Genomic DNA, 25,115 nt, shown 5'->3' on the forward strand with positions numbered 1-25,115 from the left:
ATCTGCTGCGAAAATGGAACTAACACAATAACGGGGCGTTCGAAGGCACGTAGATGTTCAATAAGGAGAAACACCCCATGCGTAAGACTTTAGCCATTGCCCTCATGCTTTCTGCCACTTTGGGTCTCGCTGCGTGCGACAAGAAATCCGAGGATAAACAGCAGGATGCCAACAAGGCTGCCCAGCAGTCCCAGGAGTCGATGCAAAAGGCTCAAGACAAAGTGAACGACGCCGCCAAGGAAAGTCAGGAAGCTGCCCAGAAGAACGCCGAAGCCGCTCAAGAGCGCGCCAAAGAGGCCAACGAACAAGCGCCTGCGCCAACTAAGCAGTAAGTTCCAGAGTTTCAAAAAAATAAAGCCCGCATTAGCGGGCTTTATTTTTGTTCGGCGAAAAGATCAGGCCAGCGCTTCGCTGCGCTTGCCGATCACGCGGTCAATCACGAACGCGCCAAACAGGGTAATCAGCGACGGGATCAGCCACGCCAGCCCCTGATCGCTCAGCGGCAAGTGCGCCAGCACGTCAGGCAGATAGCCTTCCAGCCCTGCCCCCTTCACCGCATCGACCATGCCGAACACGAACGACACCAGCATCACCGGCGCGACGATGCGGCCCTGAACGTGCCAGAAGTCCTTGCAGAAGCTCAACGCCACCAGCGCGATGCACGGCGGGTAGATGGCAGTCAGTACCGGGATGGAGAAGTGGATCAGGTTGGTCAGGCCCAGGTTCGACACCAGCAGCGAGAAGCCGGCCAGAATCACCACCAGCGCCTTGTAGGACAGCGGCAGCAGACGGCTGAAGTATTCGGCGCAGGCGCAGGTCAGGCCCACTGCCGTCACCAGGCACGCCAGGGAAATCAGGATGGCCAGGAAGCCGCTGCCCAGGGTGCCAAAGGTGTGCTGCACGTAGGCATGCAGAACGGCCGCGCCGTTGCTGGCGTCTGCGGCGATCGCATGGCTGCCCGAACCCAGGCGGAACAGGCTGACATACACCAGCGCCAGGCCCACGCCCGCGATCAGGCCGGCAATGACGGCGTAACGGGTGATCAGCCGTGGCGACTCGACCCCACGGGAACGGATGGCGTTGACGATGACGATGCCAAACACCAGCGCACCGAGGGTGTCCATGGTCAGGTAGCCGTTGATGAAGCCCTGGGAGAACGGCGCCGCCACATAGGCAGGCTGCGCAGCGCCGATATCACCGGCTGGCAGGGCGAACGCGGCGATGCCCAGCACGGCCAGCGCGATGATCTTCAGCGGCGCAAGGAAACGGCCCACGGTGTCGAGCAGACGCCCCGGATACAGCGAGATCCAGAACACCAGCAGGAAATACACCAGGCTGTAGAGGAACAGCGCCATCGGGCTTTCGCCGGTGATCGGCGCAAGCCCCACTTCGAAGGACACGGTGGCGGTACGCGGCGTCGCGAACAGCGGGCCCACCGACAGGTAGCAGACGGCGGCCAGAACGGTGCCGGCGATTTTGCCGATGGGGCTGCTCAGGGCGTCCATGGCGCCACCGACCTTGGCCAGGGCCACGACCGTCACCACGGGCAGGCCGACCGCAGTCACCAGAAAGCCAAGCGCTGCCATCCACACATGCGGACCGGCCTGCAGGCCTACGATTGGGGGGAAGATGATATTGCCAGCACCAACGAACAACGCGAACGTCATGAAACCAAGCGCCAGGATGTCCTGGCCTTTCAACACTTTCATCAAGGAAACCACACTGCTGAACCGGAATTAAGAAGAGGATTTCCCAATGGGTGAGGGAAATGCTGCCCGTCCTTTTAGAACAGGCCCTGGGTGCGAAGTGGCCCCTTGTGGGGGTCGACGTCGCAAAATGGCGGGTAGCCTACCCTATTTGGCGCTCCAATACAGGGCGCCCCGACCGATGTCTGCACTTTCGTGTCGCATATCGGAAAGGTCTTACACCTCTCTGGCTCAACACACCCTGTGGGAGCGGGCTTGCCCGCGAATGCGACCTGTCAATCAACCTCGAGCCGTCTGATCTGACGCCTTCGCGGGCAAGCCCGCTCCCACAGGGTGGGTGACGCCTGGCCTGACGCCGTCGCGGGCAAGCGCGCTCCTACACATCAGAATGTGCTTCTCCGGAAAACACAAAGGCCACCCGAAGGTGGCCTTTGTCGATCAGTCAATGATCAGCAAGCGATGCTTACTTCTTCATTTCCCAACCGGTCAGCTCGGCCAGGGCCTTGCCGATGTCTGCCAGCGAACGCACGGTCTTCACGCCAGCGTCTTGCAGAGCAGCGAATTTCTCGTCAGCAGTGCCTTTGCCGCCGGAGATGATCGCGCCAGCATGGCCCATGCGCTTGCCCGGAGGAGCAGTCACACCAGCGATGTAGGAAACGACCGGCTTGGTCACGTTGGCCTTGATGTAGGCAGCAGCTTCTTCTTCGGCCGAACCACCGATCTCACCGATCATGACGATCGCTTCGGTCTGTGGGTCTTCCTGGAACAGCTTCAGGATGTCGATGAAGTTGGAGCCCGGGATCGGGTCACCACCGATACCGACGCAGGTGGACTGACCGAAACCGGCGTCAGTGGTCTGCTTCACAGCTTCGTAGGTCAGGGTGCCGGAACGCGACACGATACCGACCTTGCCTGGCAAGTGAATGTGACCTGGCATGATGCCGATCTTGCACTCGCCCGGAGTGATGACGCCTGGGCAGTTAGGGCCGATCAGGGTAACACCCAGCTCGTCGCACTTGACCTTGGCATCCAGCATGTCGAGGGTAGGAATACCTTCGGTGATGCAGATGATCAGCTTGATGCCGCCGAAAGCAGCTTCCAGGATCGAATCTTTGCAGAAAGGAGCCGGAACGTAGATCACGCTGGCGGTGGCGCCGGTTTGCTCTACTGCTTCGCGAACGGTGTTGAACACCGGCAGGTTCAGGTGAGTGGTGCCACCCTTGCCTGGAGTCACGCCGCCAACCATCTTGGTGCCGTAGGCGATGGCTTGTTCGGAGTGGAAAGTACCTTGCGAGCCGGTGAAGCCCTGGCAGATAACTTTGGTGTCTTTATTGATCAGGACGCTCATTATTTGCCCTCCGCAGCTTTGACAACTTGTTGAGCAGCGTCGGTCAAGCTGGTTGCAGCGATGATGTTCAAGCCGCTTTCCGCCAGTACTTTAGCGCCCAGGTCAGCGTTGTTGCCTTCCAGACGAACAACGACCGGGATTTTCACGCCGACTTCTTTCACGGCGCCGATGATGCCTTCGGCAATCATGTCGCAACGAACGATGCCGCCGAAGATGTTGACCAGTACTGCTGCGACGTTGCTGTCGGACAGGATGATCTTGAACGCTTCGGTCACGCGCTCTTTGGTAGCGCCACCACCTACGTCGAGGAAGTTGGCTGGCTTGCCGCCGTGCAGGTTGACGATGTCCATGGTACCCATGGCCAGGCCAGCACCGTTGACCATGCAGCCGATGTTGCCTTCCAGTGCCACGTAGTTCAGTTCGAACTTGGCAGCGTGGGCTTCACGTGGGTCATCTTGCGATGGGTCGTGGAAAGCCTTCAGCTTAGGCTGACGGTACATGGCGTTGGCGTCGATGTTGATCTTGGCGTCCAGGCAGTGCAGATCGCCGTCAGCCTTGATTACCAGCGGGTTCACTTCCAGCAGGGCCAGGTCGTGGTCCTGGAACAGCTTGCCCAGGCCAACGAAGATCTTGGCGAACTGAGCAACCTGCTTGCCTTCCAGACCCAGCTGGAATGCCAGGTCGCGACCCTGGAATGGCTGAGCGCCAACCAGTGGGTCGATAGTGGCCTTGAGAATCTTCTCAGGAGTTTCGTGAGCGATCTTCTCGATGTCCACGCCACCTTCGGTGGAGGCCATGAACACGATGCGACGGCTCGAGCGATCGACTACAGCGCCCAGATACAGCTCTTTGGCGATGTCAGTGCAGGATTCAACCAGGATCTTGGTAACCGGTTGACCGTTGGCATCAGTCTGGTAAGTGACCAGACGCTTGCCCAGCCACTGAGCGGCGAACGCAGCTGCGTCTTCCTTGCTCTTGACCAGTTTGACGCCGCCCGCTTTACCGCGACCACCTGCGTGAACCTGGGCTTTGACGACCCACTCGGTTCCGCCGATCTTGTCGCACGCTTCTGCTGCTGCTTCGGGGGTGTCTACTGCAAAGCCCTTGGATACTGGCAGGCCGTATTCAGCAAACAGCTGTTTACCCTGATACTCGTGAAGATTCATGCTTTTTACCGTCTTCGTTAGGTACTGCGCTTCGGTGCTGCTCGCTAAAGCGTGCCGCACCACCTGTGACCGCTTCCCCCGGAAGGCCCCGCCCCTGCACTCGGGGTGCCTGGTCGAAATCCGCCGGGAGTTCGAGTCCGACGGACCTTCCGCGGTAAGCCATGCGAACAGGGCTTACGACGGGCGGTCCGCCGTGGTTTTTTTCTTAGCGTTTTTTCTTGTTCTGGATGTGGATGGCGCCGCCATTCACAGCCAGAGCAGCTTCGTGCAGTGCTTCGGACAGGGTCGGGTGGGAGAAGACCATCATGCCGATGTCTTCGGCACTGGTGCCGAACTCCATGCCGATTGCACCCTGCTGAACCAGTTCCGCAGCGCCTGGGCCGATGACGTGTACACCCAGTACACGGTCGGTCTTGGCGTCAGCGATGACCTTGACGAAACCGCCGGTGTCGTTCGCCGCCATGGCACGGCCGCTGGCCGCGAACGGGAACTGACCCACGTTGACTTCAACGCCTTCGGCCTTCAGGGTCTGCTCGGTTTTACCGACCCACGCGATTTCCGGGTGAGTGTAGATAACCGAAGGGATCAGGTCATAGTTCATCTGGGTCTTGTGACCCTTGATGCGCTCGACCACCATGATGCCTTCTTCCGAGGCTTTGTGTGCCAGCATCAGACCACGGACCACGTCACCGATCGCATAGACACCAGGAACGCTGGTCTCGCACTGATCGTTGACGAAGATGAAGCCGCGCTCGTCGATATCGACGCCGCTGTCGGAGGCCAGCAGATCGGTCGTCACCGGACGGCGGCCGACGGCCACGATCAGGCGATCGAAGGTGATGTTCTGCTCACCGTCCTTGTCGGTGTAGTTCACGACAACTTCGTTGCCGTTGACTTTCGAGCCGGTGACGCGAGCGCCCAGCTTGATGTCCAGACCCTGCTTGGTGAAGGTCTTCTGAGCTTCTTTGGCAACGCCTTCGTCGGCGGCTGGCAGGAACTTCTCCAGCGCTTCCAGAACGGTGACCTTGGAGCCCAGGCGCGACCATACCGAACCCAGTTCCAGGCCGATGACGCCAGCGCCGATGACGCCCAGACGCTCAGGCACGGTCTGGAATTCCAGGGCGCCGGTGGAGTCGACGATGACGTTCTGGTCGACCGGAGCCGGCGGAATGTCGATCGGACGCGAGCCCGAAGCCAGGATGATGTTGTCGGCTTCGATGACTTCGGTGGTGCCGTCAGGCTTGGTCAGCTCGACTTTCTTGCCGGCCAGCAGCTTGCCGTGGCCTTGCAGGGAGGTCACGCCGTTGGCCTTGAACAGGCTGGCAACGCCGCCGGTCAGGCCTTTGACGATCTGGGACTTGCGACCGACCATGGCCGGTACGTCCATTTTCACGTCGCCGGAAATGGAGATGCCATGAACGTTGAACTGGTTCTTGGCTTCATAGAATTTCCAGGAGCTGTCCAGCAGCGCCTTGGACGGGATGCAGCCTACGTTCAGGCAGGTACCGCCGAGAGCCAGCTTGCCCTCTTTATCCTGATACTTCTCGATGCAGGCAGTCTTGAGACCAAGTTGCGCAGCCTTGATGGCGGCAACATAACCGCCAGGGCCTGCGCCAATCACTACCACGTCGAATTTCTGGGACATAACTAAGAGTTCCTCTCTAGCTGCAAGCATTAAGCTGCAAGCTGCAAGCTGATCTGCGGTGATCTGCAGATCAGACTCACGACTTATTCATTGGATACGAATTACTGGCCGCAAGCTGCACACCGGGCCGCTTCTGGCTTGAAGCTTGCGGCTTGCAACTTGCGGCTGCTTCATCAGATGTCCAGCAACAGACGAGCCGGATCTTCCAGCAGGTTCTTGATGGTCACCAGGAACGTCACAGCTTCTTTGCCGTCGATCAGGCGGTGATCGTAGGACAGCGCCAGGTACATCATCGGGCGGATGACAACCTGACCATTGATCGCCATCGGGCGCTGAATGATGTTGTGCATGCCCAGGATAGCGGCTTGTGGCGGGTTGACGATCGGGGTCGACATCATCGAACCGAAGGTACCACCGTTGGTGATGGTGAAGGTACCGCCAGTCATCTCGTCGATGGACAGTTTGCCGTCACGGGCTTTCTTGCCGAAGGTGGCGATGCCGCCTTCGATTTCAGCCAGGCTCATCTGCTCGGCGTTACGCAGGACCGGAACCACCAGGCCACGGTCGCTGGAGACGGCAACGCCGACGTCCGCATAGCCGTGGTAGACGATGTCGGAACCGTCGATCGACGCGTTGACAGCCGGGAAGCGTTTCAGCGCTTCGGTGGCAGCCTTGACGAAGAACGACATGAAGCCCAGGCGTACGCCGTTGTGGGACTTCTCGAACAGATCCTTGTACTTGGAACGCAGGGCCATGACTTCGGTCATGTCGACTTCGTTGAAAGTAGTCAGCATCGCCATGTTCGACTGGGCTTCGACCAGACGCTTGGCAACGGTGGCACGAACGCGAGTCATCGGTACGCGCTTCTCGGTGCGGTCGCCAGCAGCGAACACAGGAGCAGCGGCAGCCGGTGCAGCAGCAGGCTTGGCAGCAGGTGCGGCAGCCGGAGCGGATTTCTTCGCTTCGATGGCAGCAACGACGTCTTCCTTGGTGACGCGACCGTCTTTGCCAGTGCCTTTGACGCTGGACAGGTTGATACCGTTCTCTTCAGCCAGCTTGCGGGCAGCTGGAGCGCCGATGGCGTCTTCGTCGCTGGCAGCGGCAGCTGGAGCAGCTGCTGCTGGAGCGGCGGCCGGAGCAGCAGCGGCAGCAGGAGCAGCCGACGCGGTAGCGCCTGCGTCCAGGGTGGCGATCAGTTCGTTGGACAGGACGGTGTCGCCCTCGCCCTTGACGATGGATGCCAGCACACCGTCAGCTTCGGCCAGGACTTCGAGCACGACCTTGTCGGTTTCGATGTCGACCAGCAGCTCGTCACGCTTTACCGCTTCGCCCGGCTGTTTGTGCCATTTGGAAATGGTGCCGTCGGCAACGGATTCCGGGAAAGAGGGGGCTTTGATCTCAATAGCCATTATCTGTAATTCCTTAATTCGGTTTCTAGTGCGCGAAGGCGTTAAACAGTGAACGCGTCTTGCAGCAGTTTTTCCTGCTGTTCGGCGTGCATCGAAGCGTAGCCACAAGCAGGCGCTGCGGAAGCATCACGGCCGGCATACTCGAGAACGAGGTTGCGGTTGTGATTGCCAATGCTGCGGCGCAAGTGATGCTGGCTGCTGTACCAGGCGCCCTGGTTCATCGGCTCTTCCTGACACCAGACCACGTTGGTCAGGTTGGTGTAAGGCGCGATGGCCTCCATCAGGTCGTCTTCCGGGAACGGGTAGAGCTGCTCGATACGCACGATGGCGATATCTTCGCGGCCTTCGGCACGGCGTTTTTCCAGCAGGTCGTAGTAGACCTTGCCACTGCAGAGCACCAGACGGGTCACCTTGGCGGCATCGAGGGTATCGATTTCCGGGATGACAGTCTGGAACGAGCCTTCGGCCAGATCTTCCAGGGTCGAGATCGCCAGCTTGTGACGCAGCAGCGACTTGGGCGTCAGCACGACCAGCGGCTTGCGCAGCGGACGAATCACCTGACGGCGCAACAGATGGTAGATCTGGGCCGGGGTGGTCGGCATGCACACCTGGATGTTGTGCTCGGCGCACAGCTGCAGGTAACGCTCCAGACGAGCCGAGGAGTGCTCCGGACCCTGACCTTCGTAGCCGTGAGGCAACAACATGGTCAGACCGCACAGACGGCCCCACTTGTGCTCGCCGCTGGTGATGAACTGGTCGATCACGACCTGTGCACCGTTGGCGAAGTCACCGAACTGGGCTTCCCAGATCACCAGCGCGTTTGGCGAGGTGGTCGAGTAGCCGTATTCGAATGCCAGTACCGCTTCTTCCGACAGGAACGAGTCGTACAGGTCAAAGCGAGGCTGACCGGCATACAGGTTCTGCAGAGGCACGTAGGTGGTGGCATCTTTCTGGTTGTGCAGGACGGCGTGACGGTGCGAGAACGTACCGCGACCGACGTCTTGCCCGGTGATACGCACCGGATGACCTTCGAACGCCAGAGTGGCGTAGGCCATGGTCTCGGCGTAACCCCAGTTGATCGGCAGGCCACCGGCTTGCATCTTCTGGCGGTCTTCGTAGATCTTCTGGACCTGACGCTGAACCACGAAGCCTTCCGGCAGTTCCATCAGCTTGGCCGACAGTTCCTGCAGGGTCTTCAGATCGAAACGGGTGTCGTGACGCGCGGTCCAGGCGTGGCCCAGGTATGGACGCCAGTCGACGAACAGTTCCTTGTTGGGCTCTTTGACCAGGCTCTTCACAACGTGCATGCCGTTGTCGAGTGCGTTGCGGTACTCGTCGACCTTGGCCTGAGCGCCGGCGGCGTCGAGCACGCCCGATGCAGCCAGTGCGTCGGCATACAGCTCACGGGTGGTGCGCTGCTTGGCGATCTGCTGGTACATCAGCGGCTGGGTGCCACTTGGTTCGTCCGCTTCGTTGTGGCCGCGACGACGGTAGCAGACCAGGTCGATCACCACGTCACGCTTGAACTGCATGCGGTAGTCGATGGCCAGCTGGGTCACGAACATGACCGCTTCAGGGTCATCGCCGTTCACGTGCAGGATCGGCGCCTGGATCATCTTGGCAACGTCGGTGGCGTACTCGGTAGAACGCGAGTCCAGCGGGTTGCTGATGGTGAAGCCGACCTGGTTGTTGATCACGATGTGGATCGTGCCGCCAGTCTTGAAGCCGCGGGTCTGCGACATCTGGAAGGTTTCCAGGACCACGCCCTGACCTGCGAACGCAGCGTCACCGTGGATGGAAATCGGCAGTACTTTTTCGCCAGTGGCGTCGTTGCGGCGGTCTTGACGAGCGCGCACGGAACCTTCGACCACCGGGGAGACGATCTCCAGGTGCGACGGGTTGAACGCCATCGCCAGGTGAACTTCGCCACCTGCGGTCATCACGTTGGACGAGAAGCCCTGGTGGTACTTCACGTCACCGGAGCCCAGCTCGACCTTCTTCTTGCCTTCGAACTCGTCGAACAGCTCGCGCGGGTTCTTGCCGAAGGTGTTGACCAGGACGTTCAGACGGCCACGGTGGGCCATGCCGATCACGACTTCCTTGGTCCCGTAGGAACCGGAGCGCTGGATCAGCTCGTCGAGCATCGGGATCAGGCTTTCGCCGCCTTCCAGACCGAAACGCTTGGTGCCCGGGTACTTGGTGCCCAGGTACTTCTCCAGACCTTCTGCCGCGGTGACGCGCTCGAGCAGGTGGCTCTGAATCTCGGCAGGGTAAGCTGGACGGCCACGCACGCTTTCGAGGCGCTGCATGAACCAGTTGCGCTGGTTGGAATCGACGATGTGCGTGAACTCGGCGCCGATGGTGCGGCAATATGTCTTCTGCAAAGCGTCGACGATTTCGCGTAGGCTCGCCTCCTCCTTGCCGATGAACAGGTCGCCGGCACGGAATGTGGTATCGAGGTCAGCGTTGGTCAAACCGTAATGGTTGATCGACAGGTCAGCTGGCGCAGTACGCTTCCACAAGCCCAGAGGATCGAGTTGCGCACCCTGATGGCCGCGCATACGGAATGCCTGGATCAGTCGCAGCACTTCGACTTGCTTCTTCTCGTGTTCGCTGCTCACGCTACCGGCGGAGACCGGTTGAGCGCGGCGCTGGTTTTTGCCCAGCAACACGAAATGATCGCGAACCGTAGAGTGCGATACATCGGTGGCAGCGCCGCCATCGGCTGGCAGCGTCTGAAAGTAGGTGCGCCATTCTTCTGGCACAGCGTTAGGGTCGTGCAGGTAGAGCTCATAGAGCTCTTCCACATAGGCAGCGTTACCACCTGAAAGGTGGGCGCTGTTCCACATGCGCTGCATCACGCTTTCTTGCATGCTTGGTCACCCTCGGTTAGGGGACACCACCGGCGTGCACACCGTCGCAGGCTTGAACAGTCCATGCAGCGAATGTATCGAATCGCTGACTGTAGCAAGTCGCCAAGGATCACGCTGATAGCCCGGGTACCAGCCCGGATGCCCCTGCTGGTCTCATTTCTTCAAAATAAGAGCCGAAGCCGTACGGCCACTGCTCAGGTTAAAACTACGGCGCCGGTTGAAGCCTGCGCCGCAGCGTTTACGGGTACAACATTTACAGATACATCGGTGCTACAGGTGCAACGAACTCAGACACCACTGGTCAGCAGCATGTGTCGAACGTGACCGATGGCCTTGGTCGGGTTAAGGCCTTTCGGGCAAACGTTGACGCAGTTCATGATCCCGCGGCAGCGGAACACGCTGAACGGATCATCCAGTGCAGCCAGACGCTCCTGGGTCTTGTTGTCGCGACTGTCAGCCAGGAAACGATAGGCTTGCAGGATCGCGGCCGGACCCAGGAACTTGTCAGGGTTCCACCAGAAGGACGGGCAGCTCGTGGAGCAGCAAGCGCACAGGATGCACTCGTACAGACCGTCCAGCTTCTCACGCTCTTCCGGCGACTGCAGACGCTCGATGGCCGGAGCCGGCGTGTCGTTCTGCAGGAATGGCTTCACCTTCTCGTACTGCTTGTAGAAGATGCTCATATCGACGACCAGGTCACGAATAACAGGCAGGCCAGGCAGCGGACGCACCACCAGCTTGTTGTTCTTGACCACGGCGGACAGCGGCGTGATGCACGCCAGGCCGTTCTTGCCGTTGATGTTCATGCCGTCGGAACCACAGACGCCTTCACGGCAGGAACGACGATAGGAGAAGCCCTCGTCCTGTTCCTTGATCAGCGCCAGTACGTCCAGGACCATCAGATCCTTGCCACCGGTATCCACGTCGAACACCTGGGTTTTAGGCGCCGAGTCGGTATCGGGGTTGTAACGATAAACTTCGACTTTCAACATAGCAGCCACCCTTAGTAAGTCCGTACTTTTGGTTCGAACGCCGGAACGGTCTTCGGCGCAAAGTTGACTGCACGCTTGGCAACCCGCTTTTCACCCGGGTAGTACAGGGTATGGCACAGCCAGTTGACGTCGTCGCGGTCTTCGAAGTCTTCACGGGCGTGGGCGCCGCGGGACTCGGTACGGGTATCGGCCGCGATGGCGGTCGCTTCAGCGACTTCCAGCAGGTTCTGCAGCTCCAGCGCTTCGATACGCGCGGTGTTGAAGGCCTGGGACTTGTCGTTGATCTTCACGTTGGCGATACGTGCACGCAGTTGGGCCAGTTGCTCGATGCCCTTCTTCATGTATTCGCCGGTACGGAACACACCGAAGTAGTTCTGCATGCAGCTCTGCAGCTCGCGGCGCAGGGTGGCGACGTCTTCGCCATCGGCACGGGAGTTCAGGCTGTTCAGGCGGTTCAGTGCAACTTCGATGTCGGTGTCGCTGGCGTCGGCGTATTCGATACCGTCGGTCAGCGCTTTTTCCAGGTGCAGGCCGGCAGCGCGACCGAATACCACCAGGTCGAGCAGCGAGTTGCCGCCCAGGCGGTTGGCACCGTGAACCGATACGCACGCCACTTCACCGACTGCGAACAGGCCAGGAATGACCTGGTCGTTGCCTTCGGCGTCCATGGTCATGGCCTGGCCGTGGATGTTGGTGGCAACGCCGCCCATCATGTAGTGGCAGGTTGGAACCACAGGAACCGGAGCAACTACCGGGTCAACGTGTGCGAAGGTCTTGGACAGCTCGCAGATGCCTGGCAGGCGGCTGTGCAGCACTTCCTCGCCCAGGTGGTCGAGCTTGAGCATCACGTGGTCGCCGTTAGGGCCACAGCCGTTGCCGGCGATGATCTCTTTGACCATGGAACGTGCAACCACGTCACGACCTGCAAGGTCCTTGGCGTTCGGAGCATAACGCTCCATGAAACGCTCGCCGTGCTTGTTGATCAGGTAACCGCCTTCACCTCGGCAACCTTCGGTGACCAGTACACCTGCGCCGGCGATGCCGGTCGGGTGGAACTGCCACATTTCGATGTCCTGGACCGGAACGCCTGCACGCAGCGCCATGCCGATACCGTCACCGGTGTTGATCAGGGCGTTGGTGGTCGAGGCGTAGATACGGCCAGCACCGCCGGTGGCCAGGACAGTCGCCTTGGACTTGATGTACATGGTCTCGCCGGTTTCGATGCAGATCGCGATGACACCGACGAAGGCGCCTTCCGAGTTCTTCACCAGGTCGACAGCGTAGTACTCGTTCAGGAACGTGGTGCCCGCTTTCAGGTTGCCCTGATAGAGGGTGTGCAGCAGTGCGTGACCGGTACGGTCGGAGGCCGCGCAGGTGCGTGCAGCCTGACCGCCTTTGCCGAAGTCCTTGGACTGGCCACCGAACGGACGCTGGTAGATACGGCCGGTTTCGGTACGCGAGAACGGCAGACCCATGTGGTCCAGTTCGAAGACCGCGGCAGGACCTTCCTGACACATGTATTCGATAGCGTCCTGGTCACCGATGTAGTCGGAACCCTTGACGGTATCGTACATGTGCCAGCGCCAGTCGTCGTTCGGGTCGGCCGAAGCGATGGCGCAGGTGATGCCGCCCTGGGCGGATACGGTGTGCGAGCGGGTCGGGAAGACCTTGGTGACTACGGCGGTCTTGTGGCCGCCCTGAGCCAGCTGCAAGGCAGCGCGCATGCCCGCACCGCCGCCACCGATGATGATGGCGTCGAAGGAGATTGTATTAATGCTAGCCATGAATCAGATACCCCAAAGAATCTGCACACCCCAGACGAAGTACGCGAACATCGCAACGCCGCATACAGCCTGGAACAGGAAACGCACAGTCAGCGCGGACTTGCCGAAACTCATCGGAGTCAGGTAGTCGGTCGCGATGGTCCACATGCCGACCCAGGCGTGAGCGCCGAGGGCAACGAGGGCCAGCAGACTGAAGATGCGCATCCCTACGTGGGAGAACAGAGCGTGCCACGTGGCATAGTCGATGCCAGGGTGCACGACCAGGTACCCGATCAGGAAAATGAAATAAGCCGCGAGCACTACTGCGGAGACGCGCTGCGCCATCCAGTCGTAGAGGCCCGAACGAGACAGGTTCGTAACGCTGGTTACCATATCCAAACTCCCGCCAGAATGATCAGCACCACGGAGATGGCGATGATGATTTTCGAGCCCAGCTTTCCGCCTTCCAGCGTCTCACCGACACCCGTATCCATGATCAGGTGACGAACACCTGCCACAAGGTGATACAACAGGGCAGACAGAAGCCCCCATGCGATGAACTTGGCCAGCGGACTGGTCAAGGTCGCCTTCACATCGGCGAAGCCCTCTTCAGAACCCAGCGACTTGCTCAATGCCAGAAGCATGAAGAAGACGCCGACAAAGAGAATGATGCCGGAGATGCGATGAAGGATCGACGTGATCGCTGTGATGGGGAGTTTGATGGTCCTTAGGTCTAGGTTTACAGGTCGTTGGCTTTTCACGGCTTTTTTTCACACTGAAGAGCCCCTAACAATCAGGGCAAGTTGTTGGGAAGTGCACTGGTCAGGTACCCACTACCCAGGAAGTGACCAACCCCAGAAAACCGGGCCTGAAAGCCCCTGGCGGTCGGACGCCGAGTATAGACAGTTAGCCGCCTAATGACAACGCACCAGCCCTCCCCTAATGGCGGATTGCATTAGTGGAATAAAAGGCGTAAATGGCAGGTAATTTCGCGGAAAACCTCGGCTTAAAGCCTTCTGCCACAAGACTTTTGGCAAATTGACTTTAGAATTTATCTCACTATAGTGATGCGGGCCCTGCGTGGGGGGCCTGTCTGATGATTTGAAGCATAATTAGGAGGCCACATGGCTGACAAAAAAGCGCAGTTGATCATCGAGGGCGCTGCCCCCGTCGAGCTGCCCATTCTGACCGGCACAGTTGGTCCCGATGTAATCGACGTACGCGGCCTGACCGCCACCGGACGCTTCACATTCGACCCAGGCTTCATGTCGACCGCCTCTTGCGAATCCAAGATCACCTACATCGACGGTGATAACGGCATTCTGCTGCACCGTGGCTACCCGATCGAGCAACTGGCCGAGCAGTCCGACTACCTCGAAACCTGCTACCTGCTGCTCAACGGCGAACTGCCGACTGCCGAGCAGAAAGCCCAATTCGTCGTCACCGTGAAGAACCACACCATGGTGCACGAGCAGTTGAAGACCTTCTTCAACGGCTTCCGTCGTGATGCCCACCCGATGGCCGTCATGTGCGGCGTCGTCGGCGCCCTGTCGGCGTTCTACCACGACTCGCTGGACATCAATAACCCGCAGCACCGCGAAATCTCCGCGATCCGCCTGGTCGCCAAGATGCCGACCCTGGCCGCGATGGTCTACAAGTACTCCATGGGCCAGCCCATGATGTACCCGCGCAACGACCTGAGCTATGCGGAAAACTTCCTGCACATGATGTTCAACACGCCGTGCGAGATCAAACCGATCAGCCCGACGCTGGCCAAGGCCATGGACCGGATCTTCATCCTCCACGCCGACCACGAACAGAACGCCTCGACGTCCACCGTGCGCATGGCGGGCTCCTCGGGTGCCAACCCGTTCGCCTGTATCGCCGCCGGCATCGCTGCACTGTGGGGCCCTGCCCACGGCGGTGCGAACGAAGCCGAACTGACCATGCTCGATGAAATCGGCGATGTCTCGAACATCGACAAGTTCATCGCCAAGGCCAAGGACAAGAACGATCCGTTCAAGCTGATGGGCTTCGGTCACCGCGTCTACAAGAACCGCGACCCGCGCGCCACCGTGATGAAGCAGACCTGCGACGAAGTCCTGCGCGAGCTGGGCATCACCAACGACCCGCAGCTGGAACTGGCAATGCGCCTGGAAGAGATCGCCCTGACCGATCCGTACTTCATCGAGCGCTCGCTGTACCCGAACGTCGACTTCTACTCGGGCATCATCCTGAAGGCGATCGGCATTCCGACCAGCATGTTCACCGTGATCTTCGCCCTGGCGCGTACCGTCGGCTGGATCTCGCACTGGAAGGAAATGCTCTCCAGCCCGTACAAGATCGGCCGTCCACGCCAACTGTACACCGGCGAAAAAGCTCGCGACATCGTGCCACTGGCCGAACGCAAGTAAGCTTCGAACGCCACAAAAAAAGGCTGCCAGTGGCAGCCTTTTTTCATTCCCGCAGAAATTGTATCGGTCACCCGATCACTTCATCGCACGCTCTCTGAGCGCCTTGAGGGTGTTGAACGGCGCATCGACCACGAACTTGTTGGCCAGCCACGACGGCACGCTGCCACCTGGCTCGGTGTGCACCTGATAGGTCACTTCAGTCTCGTTCGGGCCCTTGGGCACCAGCTTCCAGAAGCCCTCCACCTGGGCGACGCGCACGAAGCCTTTCTCTTCAGGGATGTAGGTCGGCTGGCCCAGCAGGTTACGAGTCAGACTGCCATCAGTGCCTTCGACCGTGGTGATCTGCAGCACCGAATCACGGGGCGTCACCGGCCACGGGGTGTTGAACTGGGTGTAGGTCCAGGTCTTGTCGCCCTCATGCTTGAGCACCTTCTGCGACTTGCACTCGTGAACCCAGGCGCAGGCACCCGCCACATCCTCCTGCAGGCCGCGCAGCTTGGCGACACTGGCCTTGATGGTGGTCACGCCCTGATAGGCCTTGTACTGGGAGCCCGCGACGTCACTGAGAGAAACCTTGATGCCGTCCTCGTTCTTGGCGACCTTCCAGTCATCGGCCTGTGCAGCCCCGGCGACCAGTACAGTCAACCCAACTCCAAACGCAATCCGGTACAGCGAACCCATTGTCTTATTCCTTATTGTCTGCAGTTCAGGTGTCGTTTCAGATGCCTCGATCGGCTCCCCTCCTCGCCCATCAGGCGACGGAAGTGGCCTGCTCCCACCACCCGATCAAGCGAATCGCTTCCTCGGAACTGCTGCCACAGACTTCCGGGTCGGCGGCGAACCCGCCGCACACCGCTGGCCGGTCAGGCTGCCCGAAGATCAGGCAATACCTGTCATCCGAGAGCTGCACGCAGCGCACGCCGGCCGGCTTGCCCAAAGGCATGCCGGGAATCGGCGAGGATATCGAAGGCGCAATGCAGCATGCGCCACAGCCCGGACGGCAATCCATGGAAACATCCTCTTGAGAGGCAGTGAAAGTTGACAGGATCTTACCCGCTAAAACGCGCGTTTGAAAATGAAGGATTAAGGACCAGCCGACGCCAGGTCACTGCTTGAATTTGAAGTCCAGCGCCGCGCCGTCCACTTCCTTGCGCGCCTCGTTGCGAAGCTGCAACTCCATTTCATTGCTCAACAACCGACCCTGCAACTGGAAGTCCGAATCACTGCCAGCATCGGGGAACATCTTCGGCAACAGCGGTTTGCCCCCGCCAGGCGTGGACTTGGCCTTGTTGCCCGCAGTGATCACGTTAGGCGGCGGCGTCAGCTGCTTGACCATGTCAGGCGGCAAGCTCAGGTCCAGAGCAGCCTTGGGCAGCCTGGTTTCCTTGACTACCTGGGAGGCAGGCTTGGTCTTGCTGGCAACCGGCGCACGGTTGGCCACGGCGGCATTATCCGCTTTGACCTTGGCGGATTTGGCATTCGCACTTGGGGTTTTCTGCTCCACGGCCGCAGCCTTGGCCGGGGTGGTGATCTTCTTCGCGGGGTTGGGCTTGACCGGATCCGGCTTGCTCGCCGCGACCACAGGCACCACCCCGACATTGGGCGCAAGGTGATGGAACACGTCCGCCGGCTTCTCCGGGGCGGCAGGCTGCGGCGCAACAGCCGCGGCAGGCTCAGGCTTGACCTCAGGCGTGACAACGGGCGCTGCAGCAGGCGCGACAGGCGCGGCAGCGGTGACTTTGGGCGGTGGCGCAGGCGGTTTGTCAGCGTCACAGGCACTGAGCAATACCACCAACATCAATCCGGCACAGCGTAGTGAATTCATAAATCAAATGGCAGAAAAAAGGCAGGAGCCGATATGCTGGCTCTTTGCATGGCCGGTGACAAGTGAAGGACCTGTCAGCCGGCCTCTTGAGGGTGTGAAAAACGTTCAGCCTGCAGAGTTCACCAGGATTGACCGGCGTCCTGGCACAGCTGCTTGGCGAGCATGCCCAAGGTCATCAGCGCCCTCTCCGCTTCGCGGTTCCACGGCAACCCACAGTTTAGACGAATGCAGTGGTTGAACTGCTCTGTGTTGCTGAAAATCAGGCCCGGAGCCACACTGATGCCCTGCTCCAGTGCGCGCACATGCAGTTCCTGGGTGTTCACCCGCCCCGGCAGACTGATCCAGAGGATGAAACCACCGGCAGGCCGGCTGATCTGCGTGCCTTCAGGGAACATCTGCTGCACCCCCAACTGGAACGCGCTGACGTTCTTGCGATGCTCCTGGCGGATGTAGCGCAGATGCCGGTCATAGCCACCGTTCTCCAGGTAGGACGCCACCGCCATCTGCGTCACGCTGCACGCCGAATGGGTGCTGAAGGTCTGCAAACGCTGGATTTCCGCCTGATATTTGCCGGCAATCATCCAGCCGATGCGCACACCCGGGGACAGCGTCTTGGAAAAGCTCGAACAGTAGATGACCCGCCCCAGGCGATCGAAAGCCTTCAGCGCCTTGGTCTTGTTCTGCTCATACATCAATTCGCCGTAGATATCGTCTTCGATCACCTGAATGTCGAAGTCAGACGCCAGGCGCAGCAGCTGCTTCTGCCGGTCCTCGGGCATGGTACTGCCCAACGGATTACTCAGGCGCGAGGTCATGACCAGCGCCTTGATCGACCACTGGTTGGCAGCCAGCTGGAGTGCCTCAAGGCTGATGCCGGTGTTCGGATCGCTCGGGATCTCGATCACTTTCAGGCCCAGCAGGTCGGCCAACTGTAGCAAGCCGTAATACGTCGGCGATTCGGCGGCAATCAGGTCACCCGGACTGGTCAGCACCCGCAGCGACATCTGCAAGGCATCGACACAGCCGTGAGTGATCACCACTTCAGAGGGATCAACCACCACGCCTGCGTCGCGCATGCGGATCGCGACCTGGCGGCGCAGCGGCTCGAAGCCGGGGCTGAACATGTAGTTGAACGCCCGCGGGCTCTGGAATCGCGTGACCTTGGCCAACTGCTGATGCAGCGCGCGCAGCGGCAGGTAGTCGATGTGCGGGACGGCTGCGCCAAAGGCGAACACCCCTTCACGACGCGCTTCGACCAGCACCTGCTGGATAATGCTGGCGCGGGTGACCAGGCCGGGCCGCTCGACCCGAGCGATATCCGGGGTTGGCGCCGTCAGCGCGGGGGTCTGGTGAACGTAATAGCCGGACTGCGGACGTGCACGAATCAGCCCCTGGTCTTCGAGATTGGCGTAGGCCTGAAGCACCGTCGCATGGCTGACATTGAGCTGGGAGCTCATTTTTCGCACCGAAGGCACGCGCTCGCCTGGCTGGTATACACCCCGACGAATATCCTCAGCCAACTGCTGGGCGATACGTTGATACAGCAGAAGATTGGTCATTTCGCGTCCCTCGATTCCACTCTTTCACGGCCATTCTGAGCACAGGGCGGTGATCGACAGGAAAAGATCACCAGAACAGTTGATAAGTGTACGGGGACAGTTGATTCATCGGCTAGTCATACTTCAGTTTGATGAAAAATTTCATAAGGCATATACGCCAAACAACCGGCCTTTCGCGCACAAAAAAGCCCGGCTTTTCGAAAAAAGTCGGGCTTGATGAAAAATAAATGTCAGCGAGCGGCGCTCAGCTTGCCTTTTTCATCCGAAAACACGATTTCGACCCGACGATTTTGCGCCCGGCCACGCTCCGAGGTGTTCACGTCCACCGGAAACTGATCGCCGTAACCCTCGACCTGAATGCGTTCGTCCTCGATGCCCAGATCGGACAGCACGTCGGCCACCGATTGCGCGCGATCGCGAGACAGTTGCAGGTTTTCCTGGCTGTCGCCGGTGCTGTCGGTGTAACCCTCGATGCGCACCACGCGCTTGGGGTTGAACTGCAGGAACTGCACGACCTTGAGCACCGTGCGATTGGCCGAGCTTTTCAGTTCGGCACGACCGGTGTCGAACAGCATGTCACCCAGGGTCATGACCAGGCCCCGCTCGTTCTGCTGGGTCGACAGGCTGATGACCTGATCCTCCGCCCATTTGCCCTGCTGCTGGGCGCCGGCCAGCTTGGCTTCGCGCAATGCCAGTTGCAGGCGCTGGCGTTCAAGCTCAAGGCGGGCAAGCTTTTCCTGGTTGAGCAGCAACTGACTGTGCTCGGTGGCAATCGCACTGTAGCGACTGCTCAGATACGCGTAGTGACTCACATCATCACCACTGCCAATGTAGCTGGACAGCCGTTCGGCACGGCCCAGCAATTCACCGGCACGGATCACGTCCTTGGGCGCGCTGCGCAAGACGTTGGTGTCGTTCTTCACTTTCTGGAAATCGGCGCTGGCACCCTGCAACGCCTTCTCGCTGTTCTGATGGCCGGCGCAGCCGTACAGCCCGGCGCTGGTCAGCAACAGGCACACACTCAAGACCCGTGGAATACGATTCATTGTGCCGCCCCCAACTGCTTGCGCAGGCGTTCGAGGCGAGCGTTCACCTGGGCCAGTTGCTCGGCGCTTTTTTCGGTCAGCACGCGAGCCTCTGCCAGACGCGCGTCCAGTTCGGCCTGTTCGGCCTGCATGCGGGCGTCCTTGTAGGATTTGTCGGCCATGTCGGCCTGGGCCTGGGCCAGCTTGGACTGGGCGGTGGCCATGTCCGACTGATCGTCAGTGGCGCCGACCGCCGTAGCCTGGGCCACGGCCTGCTCGGTCAGTTTCAGTTGTTCGTTGGGAGCCGGATCGTTGGCGCAACCGAACAACGAAGCGAGCGCCATGGCGGCGAGTAAAGGTCTGGTTCTGAAAAGAAAGCTCAAAAAAACATTCCTACTGATGTGTGGCGCTGGTCGGCTGTTGCAGCTGGGCCTTCCATAGCTCCAGATTGCGGGTGACAGCTTCGTTCGAGCGACCGGAAGCTGCCAATTCTGTCATTTTTTTCGCCAGCTGTCCGCGCAACCAGGGGTCATTGCACGCCGAGTTGAACGACAGCGCCAGGTACAGCCCCGGCCTGTCCAGCGGCAGCGGTTGCGCCAGCAAATCCCTGGACATCCCCAAGGTCTGGGTCAACGCCATGCCGGCATATCGACCGGCCAGTACAAATTCGACCTGCCCCAGCATCAGCTTCTGAAAGGCCTGGGTCAGGTTCGGCTGCTTCTCAAGGGTCAGGTGATCCTTGATGGCGTTTTCAAACGCCGACGTCACACGGGTTTTCTCGGAAATGGCGCCAGGATGGCCTTGCAGATCGGCCAGGGAATTGAACGGCTGTGGCCGCCCGGCCCGGGTCCAGACCATGATCTCGTTTTGCGCGATGGGCGGATGAATGAAATCCAGAGACTCCAGTTCCGACGATTTCAACGGCGTGTCGGCGAGCAGGTCCATTCGCCCGGTGCGCACCTCTTCCAGGGCCTGACTGCGCTTGCCGGCGAACAGGAATTCCAGCTTGATGCCCATCTGCCCCGCCGCTTCCTTGAGCAGGTCGGCGTTGGCGCCCATCAGATGCGCAGGGTCTTGCGGATCGCGCCACATGTAGGGTGGCGCATCGGGGCTGCCGGTCACGACCAGGCGATCGCATTTGCCTGCCGCTACGGCCGCCATCGATGGCAACAAGAACAGACCGGCAAGCAGCGATGTCAGCGTGTGCCTGAGCGGCAACATGGTCACGTCCTTTTTTCAATTCAATAAAAAACCCGTTCACTCAAACTGAACGAAACACGGGGTATCAATGTTGCCGATGCCCAACGCTTTCGATCAGCCCGAAACGAACGGGTTCTCTTTATAAGTCAGGTGGCTGGATTAGACCAGCTTCTCCAACTCAGGCACTGCTTCGAACAGATCCGCCACCAGGCCGTAATCGGCCACCTGGAAGATCGGCGCTTCTTCGTCCTTGTTGATCGCAACGATCACTTTGGAGTCCTTCATGCCAGCCAAGTGCTGGATCGCGCCGGAGATACCGACCGCGATGTACAGCTGTGGCGCAACGATCTTGCCGGTCTGGCCGACCTGCATGTCGTTGGGCACGAAGCCTGCGTCCACCGCAGCGCGGGAGGCGCCGACGGCTGCGCCCAGCTTGTCGGCCAGGGCGTACAGGTGCTTGAAGTTGTCGCCGTTCTGCATGCCGCGACCGCCGGAGACGACGATCTTGGCAGCGGTCAGCTCAGGACGGTCGGACTTGGCCAGCTCTTCGCTGACGAAGGACGACTTGCCTGCATCGTGGGCCGCCGAAACAGCTTCGACAGCAGCCGAACCACCTTCAGCGGCAACGGCGTCGAAGCCGGTGGCGCGAACGGTGATGACCTTGACGGCCGCCGACGACTGTACAGTCGCAATGGCGTTACCGGCGTAGATCGGACGCTTGAAGGTGTCAGCCGATTCAACCGAAATGATTTCGGAGATCTGGTCAACGTCCAGCTGGGCCGCAACGCGCGGCAGGATGTTCTTGCCGTTGGAGGTGGCAGCGGCCAGTACGTGGCTGTAGCCCGAGGCCAGCTCGGCTACCAGTGGCGCTACGTTTTCCGGCAGTTGGTGCGCGTAGGCCGCGTTGTCGGCGACCAGTACCTTGGCGACGCCTGCGATTTTCGCGGCGGCTTCACCGACAGCGCCCACGTTCTGGCCAGCGACCAGGACGTGAATGTCGCCACCGATCTTGGCGGCAGCGGCAACGGTGTTCAGGGTGGCGGGAGCGATCACGCCGTTTTCGTGCTCAGCGATTACCAGGGTAGTCATTTAGATCACCTTCGCTTCGTTTTTCAGTTTCTCGACCAGTTCAGCAACCGACTTGACCTTGATGCCTGCGCTGCGAGCAGCCGGGGCTTCGACTTTCAGGGTCTTGTTGGTGGAGGACGTGGACACACCCAAAGCATCAGGGGTCAGCACTTCGAGAGGCTTCTTCTTGGCTTTCATGATGTTGGGCAGCGACGCGTAGCGTGGCTCGTTCAGGCGCAGGTCGGTGGTGACGATGGCCGGCAGGTTCAACGAAACGGTTTGCAGGCCGCCGTCGATTTCGCGGGTCACGGCAACCTTGTCGCCCGACACTTCGACCTTGGAGGCGAAGGTGCCTTGAGCGTAACCGCTCAGGGCCGCCAGCATCTGGCCGGTCTGGTTGTTGTCGCTGTCGATCGCCTGCTTGCCGAGAATGACCAGCTGAGGCTGCTCTTTATCGACAACGGCCTTGAGCGCCTTGGCCACAGCCAGGGAAGTCAGCTCTTCAGCGGATTCGACGAGGACAGCGCGGTCGGCACCCAGTGCCAGTGCGGTACGCAGTTGCTCCTGAGCGGTGGTCGGGCCGATGGTAACGACGACGATCTCGGTCGCCACGCCTTTCTCTTTCAGGCGAACGGCCTCTTCCACGGCGATTTCGCAGAAAGGGTTCATCGACATTTTGACGTTAGCGAGATCGACGCCGGAGTTGTCCGCTTTGACGCGAACCTTGACGTTGTAGTCGACCACTCGTTTGACAGCTACAAGAACCTTCATGGATTCCTCGTTACTCTCCGGTGAAAAGAAAATCGCCCGGCCCTGCCCGGCGATGGGTACACGTCAGTGTAAAGAACACCTTTGAAAACAGCGTATTCGTCGTTGCTTAAGGGTGAGTTCGGCAAAAAACAACCGCTCGACCCGCGCAATCCAAGCCAGCGCCCGACCATGCGTGTAAACTGCACACCGCCTGCATCGCCCCTGTAAACGGGTGATCGGGCGGGGTTGCAACACGGCACCCGCGCAGCTTTCAGAGGTATTCCATTGGCCAACGGCCAGCCTACGGCGAGCGCAAAACCGCCCGTATCTTGACCGGAACACCTATTCGGGTCAATACGACAAAAACGCCAGTCACAAGTCGTGTCCCTATGTTTTATCAGGGTTTCAGCCATTTCAAACAAACGTTTGTATTGGACCTGCAAGGTGGTGTAGATATAATGCGCCCCTTTGAGATGACACTTGGGTGACAACGCCCCCAGGTGCCAGTTTTTAGCTACCTATAAAAAAATACCGTTGAGCCTTGATCAGGAGAGAGTCAGTGGAACGCGAATTTATGGAGTTCGACGTCGTCATCGTCGGCGCCGGCCCTGCCGGTCTGTCCGCCGCATGCCGTCTGAAACAGAAGGCCGCCGAAGCTGGCCAGGAAATCAGCGTCTGCGTGGTGGAAAAAGGCTCCGAAGTCGGCGCCCACATCCTCTCCGGTGCAGTGTTCGAACCTCGCGCGCTGAACGAGCTGTTCCCTGACTGGAAAGAACTGGGCGCACCGCTCAACACGCCTGTCAAAGGCGACGACATCTATGTGCTGACCAGCAGCGAAGCCGGTACCAAGGTGCCGGGCATGTTCGTGCCCAAGACCATGCACAACGAAGGCAACTACATCATTTCCCTGGGCAACCTGTGCCGCTGGCTGGCCCAGCAGGCCGAGAACCTGGGCGTCGAGATCTACCCGGGCTTCGCCGCCCAGGAAGCGCTGATCGACGAGAATGGCGTGGTGCGCGGGATCGTCACCGGTGACATGGGCGTGGATCGCGAAGGCAATCCCAAAGACGGCATGTACACCCCCGGCATGGAACTGCGCGGCAAGTACACCCTGTTCGCCGAAGGCTGCCGTGGCCACATCGGCAAGCAGCTGATCAAGCGCTTCAACCTGGACAGCGAAGCCGACGCCCAGCATTACGGCATTGGCCTGAAGGAAATCTGGGAAATCGACCCGGCCAAGCATCAGCAAGGCCTGGTGGTGCACACCGCCGGCTGGCCGCTGGACGTGATGGGCACCGAGAACACCGGTGGCTCTTTCCTTTATCACCTGGAAAACAACCAGGTGGTGGTCGGCCTGATCGTCGACCTGTCCTACGCCAACCCGTACCTGTCGCCGTTCGACGAGTTCCAGCGCCTCAAGCATCACCCGGTCCTCAAGCAGTACCTGGAAGGCGGCAAGCGCGTCAGCTACGGCGCCCGTGCCATCTGCAAGGGTGGCCTGAACTCGCTGCCGAAGATGGTCTTCCCCGGCGGCGCGCTGATCGGCTGCGACCTGGGCACCCTGAACTTCGCCAAGATCAAGGGCAGCCACACTGCGATGAAATCCGGCATGCTGGCCGCTGACTCGGTGGCCGATGCGTTGCTGGCCGGCAGCGAAGGCGGCGATGCGCTGAACACTTATGTCGAGGCCTTCAAGGGCAGCTGGCTGCACGAAGAACTGTTCGCCAGCCGCAACTTCGGCGCGGCGATCCACAAGTTCGGCCCGGTGCTGGGCGGTGCGTTCAACTTCATCGACCAGAACCTGTTCGGCGGCAAGATTCCGTTCACCCTGCACGACAACAAGCCTGATTACGCGTGCATGAAGCTGGCAGCGGACTCGAAAAAGATCGATTACCCCAAGCCGGACGGCAAGCTGAGCTTCGACAAACTGAGTTCGGTGTTCATCTCGGGCACCAACCATGAAGAAGAGCAGCCGTGCCATCTCAAGCTCAAGGACCCGAGCATTCCGATCAACGTCAACCTGCCCAAGTACGACGAACCGGCGCAGCGCTACTGCCCGGCCGGTGTGTATGAGGTGGTGACCCAGGAAGACGGCGCCAAGCGCTTCCAGATCAACGCCCAGAACTGCGTGCACTGCAAGACCTGCGACATCAAGGACCCTTCGCAGAACATCACCTGGGTGACCCCGGAAGGTGCGGGCGGGCCGACGTATCCAAACATGTAAACCACATCCCTTGTAGGAGCGCGCTTGCCCGCGACGGCGTTCGGTCTGCAACCCCTGCGTTGACTGACACGACGCCATCGCGGGCAAGCGCGCTCCTACGGGAATGGTGGAATCCGGATGTGGCGTACACCCCGCATCACGAATGGCG

Annotated in this window: 22 protein-coding genes; 3 read left to right on the forward strand and 19 right to left on the reverse strand. The window is 60.1% G+C overall.

Annotation, left to right across the window (positions count from 1 at the left end):
* Positions 1 to 77 precede the first annotated feature (77 nt).
* Positions 78 to 332 (forward strand): hypothetical protein, encoded by a 255-nt coding sequence (locus tag ACIPO9_RS12180; RefSeq protein ID WP_074753404.1) that lies wholly within the window; start codon positions 78 to 80, stop codon positions 330 to 332.
* A 63-nt stretch (positions 333 to 395) separates the two neighbouring features.
* Here the strand turns inward: ACIPO9_RS12180 and brnQ are convergent, their stop codons facing one another.
* The 10 genes from brnQ to sdhC form a co-directional block, all read right to left on the reverse strand.
* Complete coding sequence (brnQ, locus tag ACIPO9_RS12185) at positions 396 to 1,709, reverse strand: branched-chain amino acid transport system II carrier protein (protein ID WP_274131392.1); 1,314 nt, start codon at positions 1,707 to 1,709, stop codon at positions 396 to 398.
* 460 nt (positions 1,710 to 2,169) lie between these two features.
* Positions 2,170 to 3,054, reverse strand: a complete 885-nt coding sequence (sucD, locus tag ACIPO9_RS12190) for a succinate--CoA ligase subunit alpha (RefSeq protein WP_274131393.1) — start codon at positions 3,052 to 3,054, stop codon at positions 2,170 to 2,172.
* Complete coding sequence (sucC, locus tag ACIPO9_RS12195) at positions 3,054 to 4,220, reverse strand: ADP-forming succinate--CoA ligase subunit beta (RefSeq protein WP_274131394.1); 1,167 nt, start codon at positions 4,218 to 4,220, stop codon at positions 3,054 to 3,056. Before sucC ends, sucD begins: the two co-directional genes overlap by 1 nt.
* Before the next feature lie 205 nt (positions 4,221 to 4,425).
* Positions 4,426 to 5,865 (reverse strand): dihydrolipoyl dehydrogenase, encoded by a 1,440-nt coding sequence (gene lpdA, locus ACIPO9_RS12200; RefSeq protein WP_274131396.1) that lies wholly within the window; start codon positions 5,863 to 5,865, stop codon positions 4,426 to 4,428.
* 173 nt (positions 5,866 to 6,038) lie between these two features.
* The gene (odhB, locus tag ACIPO9_RS12205; protein WP_400781133.1) at positions 6,039 to 7,274 is read right to left on the reverse strand and encodes a 2-oxoglutarate dehydrogenase complex dihydrolipoyllysine-residue succinyltransferase; all 1,236 of its coding nucleotides are present in this window, start codon (positions 7,272 to 7,274) and stop codon (positions 6,039 to 6,041) included.
* A gap of 41 nt (positions 7,275 to 7,315) precedes the next feature.
* Positions 7,316 to 10,147: a 2-oxoglutarate dehydrogenase E1 component gene (locus tag ACIPO9_RS12210; RefSeq protein WP_274131401.1), complete on the reverse strand. Its 2,832-nt coding sequence runs from the start codon at positions 10,145 to 10,147 to the stop codon at positions 7,316 to 7,318.
* 287 nt (positions 10,148 to 10,434) lie between these two features.
* On the reverse strand, positions 10,435 to 11,139 hold the full coding sequence (locus ACIPO9_RS12215; protein WP_274131402.1) for a succinate dehydrogenase iron-sulfur subunit: 705 nt from the start codon (positions 11,137 to 11,139) through the stop codon (positions 10,435 to 10,437).
* Positions 11,140 to 11,150: 11 nt separating this feature from the next.
* Entirely contained in the window at positions 11,151 to 12,923 is a 1,773-nt protein-coding gene (gene sdhA, locus ACIPO9_RS12220) for a succinate dehydrogenase flavoprotein subunit (RefSeq protein ID WP_274131404.1), read from the reverse strand.
* Positions 12,924 to 12,926: 3 nt separating this feature from the next.
* Positions 12,927 to 13,295 (reverse strand): succinate dehydrogenase, hydrophobic membrane anchor protein, encoded by a 369-nt coding sequence (gene sdhD, locus ACIPO9_RS12225; RefSeq protein ID WP_274131406.1) that lies wholly within the window; start codon positions 13,293 to 13,295, stop codon positions 12,927 to 12,929.
* Positions 13,289 to 13,663 carry a succinate dehydrogenase, cytochrome b556 subunit gene (gene sdhC / locus ACIPO9_RS12230; protein ID WP_274131408.1) on the reverse strand — a complete coding sequence of 125 codons (375 nt, stop codon included), beginning with the start codon at positions 13,661 to 13,663 and terminating at the stop codon, positions 13,289 to 13,291. Before sdhC ends, sdhD begins: the two co-directional genes overlap by 7 nt.
* Before the next feature lie 363 nt (positions 13,664 to 14,026).
* On the opposite strand from sdhC, the gene gltA reads away from it, so the two are divergent.
* The gene (gltA, locus tag ACIPO9_RS12235; RefSeq protein ID WP_400781135.1) at positions 14,027 to 15,316 is read left to right on the forward strand and encodes a citrate synthase; all 1,290 of its coding nucleotides are present in this window, start codon (positions 14,027 to 14,029) and stop codon (positions 15,314 to 15,316) included.
* Between the two features lie 75 nt (positions 15,317 to 15,391).
* Here gltA and ACIPO9_RS12240 read toward each other — a convergent pair whose 3' ends face one another.
* From ACIPO9_RS12240 to ACIPO9_RS12280, 9 genes are all read right to left on the reverse strand, one after another.
* Positions 15,392 to 15,997, reverse strand: a complete 606-nt coding sequence (locus ACIPO9_RS12240) for an START domain-containing protein (RefSeq protein WP_400781136.1) — start codon at positions 15,995 to 15,997, stop codon at positions 15,392 to 15,394.
* 70 nt (positions 15,998 to 16,067) lie between these two features.
* Positions 16,068 to 16,325 (reverse strand): YkgJ family cysteine cluster protein, encoded by a 258-nt coding sequence (locus tag ACIPO9_RS12245; RefSeq protein WP_274131411.1) that lies wholly within the window; start codon positions 16,323 to 16,325, stop codon positions 16,068 to 16,070.
* Between the two features lie 96 nt (positions 16,326 to 16,421).
* Positions 16,422 to 17,114, reverse strand: coding sequence for a translation initiation factor 2 (locus ACIPO9_RS12250; RefSeq protein WP_400781138.1), 693 nt, complete (start codon positions 17,112 to 17,114; stop codon positions 16,422 to 16,424).
* A gap of 146 nt (positions 17,115 to 17,260) precedes the next feature.
* Positions 17,261 to 18,700 carry a PLP-dependent aminotransferase family protein gene (locus ACIPO9_RS12255; protein ID WP_400781139.1) on the reverse strand — a complete coding sequence of 480 codons (1,440 nt, stop codon included), beginning with the start codon at positions 18,698 to 18,700 and terminating at the stop codon, positions 17,261 to 17,263.
* A 230-nt stretch (positions 18,701 to 18,930) separates the two neighbouring features.
* Positions 18,931 to 19,746, reverse strand: a complete 816-nt coding sequence (locus ACIPO9_RS12260; RefSeq protein ID WP_400609283.1) for an OmpA family protein — start codon at positions 19,744 to 19,746, stop codon at positions 18,931 to 18,933.
* Entirely contained in the window at positions 19,743 to 20,069 is a 327-nt protein-coding gene (locus ACIPO9_RS12265) for a DUF4398 domain-containing protein (RefSeq protein WP_400781412.1), read from the reverse strand. The genes ACIPO9_RS12260 and ACIPO9_RS12265 overlap by 4 nt, the downstream gene beginning before the upstream one ends.
* Before the next feature lie 49 nt (positions 20,070 to 20,118).
* Positions 20,119 to 20,946: a substrate-binding periplasmic protein gene (locus ACIPO9_RS12270; protein ID WP_400781140.1), complete on the reverse strand. Its 828-nt coding sequence runs from the start codon at positions 20,944 to 20,946 to the stop codon at positions 20,119 to 20,121.
* 138 nt (positions 20,947 to 21,084) lie between these two features.
* On the reverse strand, positions 21,085 to 22,014 hold the full coding sequence (locus tag ACIPO9_RS12275) for an electron transfer flavoprotein subunit alpha/FixB family protein (protein ID WP_400781142.1): 930 nt from the start codon (positions 22,012 to 22,014) through the stop codon (positions 21,085 to 21,087).
* The gene (locus ACIPO9_RS12280) at positions 22,015 to 22,764 is read right to left on the reverse strand and encodes an electron transfer flavoprotein subunit beta/FixA family protein (protein ID WP_400781143.1); all 750 of its coding nucleotides are present in this window, start codon (positions 22,762 to 22,764) and stop codon (positions 22,015 to 22,017) included. It abuts the gene before it with no gap.
* A 538-nt stretch (positions 22,765 to 23,302) separates the two neighbouring features.
* Here ACIPO9_RS12280 and ACIPO9_RS12285 point away from each other — a divergent pair.
* Entirely contained in the window at positions 23,303 to 24,967 is a 1,665-nt protein-coding gene (locus ACIPO9_RS12285) for an electron transfer flavoprotein-ubiquinone oxidoreductase (protein ID WP_400781146.1), read from the forward strand.
* The last annotated feature ends 148 nt before the right edge of the window (positions 24,968 to 25,115 follow it).

The sequence above is a fragment of the Pseudomonas sp. NPDC090203 genome (assembly GCF_044746765.1).
In the GTDB taxonomy this organism is placed as follows: Bacteria; Pseudomonadota; Gammaproteobacteria; order Pseudomonadales; family Pseudomonadaceae; genus Aquipseudomonas; species Aquipseudomonas putida_AD.

Coding starts and splice junctions, on each gene's coding strand:
- ACIPO9_RS12250 (WP_400781138.1), bottom strand. CDS start 17,114: ATGTTGGTGGTATTGCTCAGTGCCTGTGACGCTGACAAACCGCCTGCG.
- brnQ (WP_274131392.1), bottom strand. CDS start 1,709: ATGAAAGTGTTGAAAGGCCAGGACATCCTGGCGCTTGGTTTCATGACG.
- ACIPO9_RS12275 (WP_400781142.1), bottom strand. CDS start 22,014: ATGACTACCCTGGTAATCGCTGAGCACGAAAACGGCGTGATCGCTCCC.
- lpdA (WP_274131396.1), bottom strand. CDS start 5,865: ATGTCCCAGAAATTCGACGTGGTAGTGATTGGCGCAGGCCCTGGCGGT.
- ACIPO9_RS12180 (WP_074753404.1), top strand. CDS start 78: ATGCGTAAGACTTTAGCCATTGCCCTCATGCTTTCTGCCACTTTGGGT.
- ACIPO9_RS12240 (WP_400781136.1), bottom strand. CDS start 15,997: ATGGGTTCGCTGTACCGGATTGCGTTTGGAGTTGGGTTGACTGTACTG.
- gltA (WP_400781135.1), top strand. CDS start 14,027: ATGGCTGACAAAAAAGCGCAGTTGATCATCGAGGGCGCTGCCCCCGTC.
- ACIPO9_RS12210 (WP_274131401.1), bottom strand. CDS start 10,147: ATGCAAGAAAGCGTGATGCAGCGCATGTGGAACAGCGCCCACCTTTCA.
- ACIPO9_RS12245 (WP_274131411.1), bottom strand. CDS start 16,325: ATGGATTGCCGTCCGGGCTGTGGCGCATGCTGCATTGCGCCTTCGATA.
- ACIPO9_RS12265 (WP_400781412.1), bottom strand. CDS start 20,069: ATGGCGCTCGCTTCGTTGTTCGGTTGCGCCAACGATCCGGCTCCCAAC.
- odhB (WP_400781133.1), bottom strand. CDS start 7,274: ATGGCTATTGAGATCAAAGCCCCCTCTTTCCCGGAATCCGTTGCCGAC.
- sdhA (WP_274131404.1), bottom strand. CDS start 12,923: ATGGCTAGCATTAATACAATCTCCTTCGACGCCATCATCATCGGTGGC.
- ACIPO9_RS12255 (WP_400781139.1), bottom strand. CDS start 18,700: ATGACCAATCTTCTGCTGTATCAACGTATCGCCCAGCAGTTGGCTGAG.
- ACIPO9_RS12215 (WP_274131402.1), bottom strand. CDS start 11,139: ATGTTGAAAGTCGAAGTTTATCGTTACAACCCCGATACCGACTCGGCG.
- ACIPO9_RS12280 (WP_400781143.1), bottom strand. CDS start 22,764: ATGAAGGTTCTTGTAGCTGTCAAACGAGTGGTCGACTACAACGTCAAG.
- ACIPO9_RS12260 (WP_400609283.1), bottom strand. CDS start 19,746: ATGAATCGTATTCCACGGGTCTTGAGTGTGTGCCTGTTGCTGACCAGC.
- sucC (WP_274131394.1), bottom strand. CDS start 4,220: ATGAATCTTCACGAGTATCAGGGTAAACAGCTGTTTGCTGAATACGGC.
- sdhD (WP_274131406.1), bottom strand. CDS start 13,295: ATGGTAACCAGCGTTACGAACCTGTCTCGTTCGGGCCTCTACGACTGG.
- sucD (WP_274131393.1), bottom strand. CDS start 3,054: ATGAGCGTCCTGATCAATAAAGACACCAAAGTTATCTGCCAGGGCTTC.
- ACIPO9_RS12270 (WP_400781140.1), bottom strand. CDS start 20,946: ATGTTGCCGCTCAGGCACACGCTGACATCGCTGCTTGCCGGTCTGTTC.